Annotated in this window: 3 protein-coding genes; all 3 read left to right on the forward strand. The window is 42.8% G+C overall.

The features are described 5' to 3' along the window. The first annotated feature begins 178 nt into the window (after nt 1-178). The gene (locus tag QZ379_RS11655; protein WP_291564888.1) at nt 179-1,258 is read left to right on the forward strand and encodes a DUF1573 domain-containing protein; all 1,080 of its coding nucleotides are present in this window, start codon (nt 179-181) and stop codon (nt 1,256-1,258) included. A gap of 11 nt (nt 1,259-1,269) precedes the next feature. Next, nucleotides 1,270-2,373 carry a methylmalonyl Co-A mutase-associated GTPase MeaB gene (meaB, locus tag QZ379_RS11660; RefSeq protein ID WP_291564890.1) on the forward strand — a complete coding sequence of 368 codons (1,104 nt, stop codon included), beginning with the start codon at nt 1,270-1,272 and terminating at the stop codon, nt 2,371-2,373. Between the two features lie 18 nt (nt 2,374-2,391). After that, nucleotides 2,392-6,180, forward strand: a 3,789-nt coding sequence (gene dnaE, locus QZ379_RS11665; RefSeq protein WP_291564893.1) for a DNA polymerase III subunit alpha, incomplete at its 3' end; no start/stop codon positions are given.

The following is a 6,180-nucleotide window of genomic DNA, read 5'->3' on the forward strand; positions in this document are numbered from 1 at the left end:
CTATTTTTATAAATATTATCTAAATAATATATCTTGTGGTGTCTTTTTTGTTTTTGTTATAAGTTACTTTTTCTTTATGTTATGATTTATTCCAAGTCTACTTTTGTGAAGAATTAAAATTCTGTCTATCTTTGTTTCCGTATTTAAACGGTTTCTATAAAATTAAAGACTATAAAAGATGAAAAGATTATTTTTCCTTATCTGCATATTAGGCTTTGTGGCTACAGTATTGAACGCACAGCCTCAGATATCATTCGATTCCAAATCACAGGATTTAGGGTATATATTATGGAGAAATCCGGTCACTGTAAAGTATGCATTCACCAATACCGGTGACAAGCCTTTGGTTATTTCGAATGTTACTGTTTCATGCGGATGTATGAAGGCCGACTGGAGCAAAAAGCCGATAGGTGTAGGTGAAAAGGGTGAGGTTACTGCTGTGTTCGATGCAGAAGCTATCGGAAAATTCTATAAAGAGGTAGGAGTGTATTGCAATGCCTCTAATATACCGCTGTATCTGGATTTCTCCGGAGAAGTGACTGCCGACCCTAAGGATTATGCCTATACGCATAAGTTCGGTTTCGGTGCGGTAAGGACTGATAAGGATGAAATTGTGTTTGATGATGTCAACAAAGGTGACAAACCTCAGTTTGAAATTCTTGTGGCAAATACTTCAAACAAGGCGTATAACCCTGTTCTGATGCATCTGCCTCCATATTTGTCGGCAAAATCGGAACCGGAAGTGTTAGGCTCGCAGAAAAACGGTAAGATAACCGTCACTTTGGATACAGAAAAACTTCCTAAACTTGGTATCACACGTACCACAGTGTATCTGTCCAGGTTTATGGGAGACAAGGTTAACAGCGAAAATGAGATTCCTGTATCGGTAGTTCTCTTGCCGGACTTTTCATCCAATACAGAACAGCAGAAACTGAATCCTCCGGTGGCAGATATCAGTGCAGTTACACTTGATTATCCGGGACTGAAACCTAAACAAAAGAAGATGCAGACTGTTATAATTACAAATACCGGTAAATCAAATCTTGAGATACTCGACTTACAGGTATTTTCTATGGCTCTTAATGTAAAACTTAACAGACATGTCATTAAGCCGGGCGAGTCGGCAAAAATGAAAGTGACAGTATTGGCAAACAATCTGTCGCGTTCGAAAGGTAAGCCGAGGGTGCTTCTGATAACAAATGACCCAAAGAAACCGAAGATAACGGTACATATAAATGCAGACGTTATAAACAAATAAAATATACCATTATGGAACATCCTGAAAACAATGAAGAATATAAGGGACTGACTGTCAATCAGGGGGTGGAACAGCCTTCGATTGTTAATCCTTATATAAATCTCAGAAACAGACCGAAGAAACGTCAGTTCTCGGTAGGCGAGTATGTAGAAGGTATAGTAAAAGGTGATATAACGATGCTTAGCCGTGCTGTAACTCTGGTGGAAAGCGTCAAGCCGGAGCATCAGGTTTTGGCTCAGGAGGTGATAGAAAAATGTCTGCCTTATTCCGGAAACTCGGTAAGAGTCGGTATCAGTGGTGTACCGGGAGCCGGTAAGAGTACTTCTATTGATGTTTTCGGACTCCATGTTCTTGAAGAAAAGGGAGGCAAGCTTGCAGTATTGGCTATTGACCCGAGCAGCGAACGTTCCAAAGGTAGTATTTTGGGCGATAAGACCAGAATGGAGAAACTGTCCGTTCATCCAAAGTCTTTCATACGCCCCAGTCCTTCGGCTGGTTCGCTTGGTGGAGTAGCACGTAAAACCCGTGAAACCATCATCCTGTGCGAGGCTGCAGGATTTGATAAGATATTTGTAGAAACCGTAGGAGTAGGGCAGAGTGAAACAGCTGTACATTCCATGGTGGATTTCTTCCTCCTGATACAGCTTGCAGGAACAGGCGACGAACTGCAGGGCATCAAGAGAGGTATAATGGAAATGGCCGATGGAATCATCATCAACAAGGCTGACGGTAATAACGTGGAGAAAGCCAAGCTTGCCGCTGCGCATTTCCGCAATGCACTTCATCTTTTCCCGGCTCCTGAGTCAGGATGGACTCCACAGGTTCTTACATATTCCGGATTCTACAATATCGGTGTAAAGGAGATATGGGATATGGTATATGCCTATGTGGACTTTGTGAAGAAAAACGGATATTTCGATTACAGAAGAAACGAACAGGCCAAATACTGGATGTATGAAACTATTAACGAACATCTTCGCGACAGTTTCTATCAGGACCCGTTGATAGCCGATATGCTTGAGATAAAGGAAAAAGAGGTCCTGAACGGTCAGGCCACATCGTTTACGGCAGCAAAGAAGTTGCTTGATGTTTATTTTAACCAATTAAAGAAGTAAAAAGTTTTTATATAAGATATGCAGGATTTTGTTCATCTACATGTTCACACCCAATATTCTATTCTTGACGGACAGGCTTCAATTCCCAAGTTGGTCGATAAGGCTATTGCCAACGGAATGAGAGGTATAGCCGTTACAGACCATGGTGTCATGTTCGGTATCAAGGAGTTTTTCAACTATGTAAACAAGAAAAACGGAGGAACAAATGGTGAGATAAAGGATTTGAAGAAGAAAATAGCTGCTCTCGAGAAGGGAGAAACAGAATCTGAAAATCAGGAAGAGGAGTTGGCTGAATGCAGAAAACAGTTGCAGGCTGCTCAGGACAGACTCTTCAAGCCTATCATAGGATGTGAGATGTATGTTGCTCGTCGCGGACTTGACAAGAAAGACGGGAAGCAGGACCAGAGTGGTTATCACCTTGTAGTCCTTGCGAAGAATCTTAAAGGATATCACAATCTTATAAAACTTGTGTCCAAAGCATGGACGGAAGGTTTCTATATGCGTCCGCGTACTGACCGTGCAGAACTTGAGAAGTATCATGAAGGACTGATAGTATGTTCTGCATGTCTTGGTGGAGAGGTTCCGAAGAAGATTACAGCCGGACAGCTTGAAGAAGCCGAAGAGGCTATTCGCTGGTATAAGAATCTGTTCGGTGATGACTATTATCTTGAACTTCAGCGTCATAAGGCAATTGTGCAGAGAGCAAACCATGAAGCATATCCTTTGCAGCAGGTTGTCAATGCAAAACTGTTAGAGTACTCAAAGAAATATAATGTAAAGTTGGTTTGTACTAACGACGTGCATTTTGTGGACGAGGAAAATGCCGAAGCTCACGACCGACTTATCTGCTTAAGTACCGGAAAGGACCTTGATGACCCTAACCGTATGCTTTATACCAAGCAGGAGTGGATGAAGACACGAGAGGAGATGAATGAAATCTTTGCTGATGTGCCTGAAGCATTGTCTAATACAGTAGATATCTGCAACAGTGTAGAATTCTATTCTATAGACAATCCACCTATCATGCCTACGTTTGCCATTCCAGAGGATTTCGGAACAGAAGAAGAATACCGTCAGAAATTTACCGAGAAAGACCTGTTTGATGAATTCACGCAGGATGAGAACGGAAATGTGGTAATGGATGAGGCTTCTGCAAATGCCAAAATCAAGAGGCTTGGTGGTTACGAGAAATTGTATCGTATTAAGCTTGAAGCTGACTATCTTGCAAAGTTGGCATACGATGGTGCTCGCCGCCGTTATGGTGAAGTTCTTGATGATGAAGTTAGCGAACGAATAAAGTTCGAACTGCACATCATGAAAACCATGGGTTTTCCGGGTTACTTCCTTATCGTACAGGATTTTATCTCAGCAGCAAGAAATAAGCTTGATGTATCTGTCGGTCCCGGTCGTGGTTCCGCAGCAGGTTCGGCTGTAGCATACTGTTTGGGAATCACACAGATAGACCCGATTAAATATGACCTTCTGTTTGAGCGTTTCCTTAATCCGGACCGTATCTCCCTTCCCGATATCGATGTGGACTTCGATGATGACGGACGCGGACGTGTCCTCAACTGGGTGACAGAGAAATATGGACAGGAAAAGGTGGCTCATATCATTACATACGGTACTATGGCCACTAAGCTGGCTATTAAGGACGTAGCGCGAGTGCAGAAACTTCCTCTTTCAGAATCGGACAGACTGTGTAAACTTGTGCCGGACAAGATACCGGATAAGAAACTGAATCTTCCCAATGCGATAGCTTACGTTCCTGAACTTCAGGCTGCAGAGGTTTCTACAGATCCTATCCTTAGAGATACAATCAAGTATGCCAAAATGCTTGAAGGTAACGTGCGTAACACCGGTGTACATGCCTGTGGTACAATCATTTGCCGTGACGATATCACAGACTGGGTTCCGGTAAGTACGGCTGACGATAAGGAGACGGGCGAGAAGATGCTTGTTACCCAGTATGAAGGTTCGGTGATTGAAGATACCGGTCTTATCAAGATGGACTTCCTCGGACTGAAGACACTGTCCATCATAAAGGAAGCTATAGAAAATATAAAGCACAGCAAAGGTATAATATTGAATATTGATGAGATACCGATAGATGACCCTGCCACATATAAGTTGTATGGCGACGGACGAACAATCGGAACATTCCAGTTTGAATCTGCCGGAATGCAGAAATATCTTCGCGAATTGGAACCCTCAACATTTGAGGACCTTATCGCCATGAATGCCCTCTATCGTCCGGGACCTATGGACTATATTCCGGACTTTATCGACCGTAAGCATGGACGTAAGCCTATCGAGTATGATATACCTATCATGGAGAAGTACCTTAAGGATACTTATGGTATTACGGTGTATCAGGAGCAGGTCATGTTGCTGTCGCGTCTGCTTGCCGACTTTACCCGAGGTGAGTCTGATGCTCTCCGTAAGGCGATGGGTAAGAAACTCCGCGACAAGCTGGACCATATGAAACCTAAGTTTATCGAAGGTGGAAAGAAGAACGGTCACGATCCTCAGGTGCTCGAGAAGATTTGGGCAGACTGGGAAAAGTTTGCTTCGTATGCGTTCAACAAGTCGCATGCCACTTGTTATTCATGGGTAGCATATCAGACTGCATATCTGAAGGCCAACTATCCGTCGGAGTATATGGCTGCCACAATGAGCCGAAATATTGCCAACATCACCGAAATCACCAAACTGATGGACGAATGTAAGGCTACAGGTATCAATGTATTGGGTCCTGACGTAAACGAAAGTGAGCTGAAATTCTCTGTAAACAGCCGTGGCGACATTCGTTTCGGTATGGGTGCCATAAAAGGCGTTGGAGAATCTGCTGTACAGAGTATCCTTGAAGAACGCAGGAAAAATGGTGAATTCAAGAATATATTCGACTTTGTACAGCGTGTGAACCTGTCTTCATGCAATAGAAAGAATATTGAAAATCTTGCTCTTGCAGGAGGATTTGACAGCTTCTCGGGAATAAAGCGTGAAGATTTCTTCGTGAAAAATGCAAAGGAAGAAACCTTCGTGGAAATTCTTGTAAGATACGGAAACAAATATCAGGTAGACAAGGCTGCTGCCACTAACTCTCTGTTCGGTGGAGAAATGGCTGTAGAGATTGCAACTCCTGAGATTGTACCGGCAGCATCGTGGAGCGACCTTGAACGTCTTAACCGCGAACGTGAGTTGGTGGGAATATACCTTTCTGCACATCCGTTGGATGAATACGCTGTTGTTTTGGAGAATGTATGTAATGTCCATATGGCAGATTTGTCCGATTTGACGCCATTGCAGAACAGAGATTTGATACTCGGCGGTATAGTGACCGGAGTGCGCGAGGGATATACCAAAACAGGTAAACCATACGGCGTTGCAAAGGTGGAAGACTATTCCGGAGTTGCCGAATTTGCATTTTTTGGAAATGATTGGGTGGAAAAGAAGAACTTTTTCAGCGAAGGAATGTTTTTATATATGCATGGCAAGTGTCAGCCGAAACAATGGAAACAGGATGAATGGGAAGTTAAAATCAATACCATTGAACTTTTGCCGGATGTGAAAGAGAGAGTGATTGAAAGAATAACCGTCAAGGCACCGCTTTCATCGATAGACGAAGAGTTTATCACAGAGTTTGGTTCAATAGTGAAAGATAATCCCGGAAATGCAGAACTCCTGTTCTACATAATGGACGATGACGGACAGATGTATGTAAATCTTTCCTCACGTACCATTAAGGTTTCGGTACAAAAAGATTTGATTAATTATTTAAAATCGCAATCAATGTTGGAGTATAAA

This window comes from Bacteroides sp. (assembly GCF_019417265.1).
In the GTDB taxonomy this organism is placed as follows: Bacteria; Bacteroidota; Bacteroidia; order Bacteroidales; family Bacteroidaceae; genus Phocaeicola.